Raw genomic sequence first — 521 nt, 5'->3', positions numbered from 1 at the left:
ATCTGATGGAACCGTCGCCGCTCGCCAAGCTTTTGCAATTGGCCGAAATCAGCGACACCGATTCGGTGCTCGATGTCGGCTGCGGCACCGGCTATTCGGCCGCGCTGCTTTCCCGAATCGCAAAATCGGTGGTTGCGCTCGAAAGCGACCCGGCGCTTGCCGAAGCCGCGAAGTCGACCCTTTCCGCACTGGATTGCCAGAACACCACCGTAGTGATCGGGCCGTTACCGCAGGGTCATGCCGCCGCGGCGCCCTATGACGTCATCTTCATCGGCGGCAGCGTCGAGGAGGTGCCCGCGGCATTGCTCGGCCAGCTCGCCGAGGACGGACGGCTGGTTGTGGTCGAGGGGCAGGGCAACTCCGGCGTTGCGCGTCTTTTTGTCAAGGCCGGGGGGGTTGTAACCGGCAGACGCGCATTTAATGCGGCAATTAAGCCACTACCGGGGTTCGAACGTGCTCATGCGTTCGAATTTTGAGCGGTTTTGCCTTGCAGCGAAGGCGCTGTCATGATCGCTTGCGCT

The 521-nt window shown here is 62.2% G+C and carries 1 protein-coding gene; it reads left to right on the top strand.

Annotated features, from left to right (window positions below; all coding sequences use genetic code 11):
* A partial coding sequence (locus EOA60_RS36655) for a protein-L-isoaspartate O-methyltransferase (protein ID WP_164899956.1) occupies positions 1–476 on the top strand: 476 nt, incomplete at its 5' end.
* Positions 477–521: the final 45 nt, after the last annotated feature.

The organism is Mesorhizobium sp. M1A.F.Ca.IN.020.06.1.1 (assembly GCF_004023265.1).
Classification (GTDB): Bacteria; Pseudomonadota; Alphaproteobacteria; order Rhizobiales; family Rhizobiaceae; genus Mesorhizobium.
The sequence above is the reverse complement of the archived record's forward strand: the minus strand, read 5'-3'. Positions and strand labels throughout refer to the sequence as shown.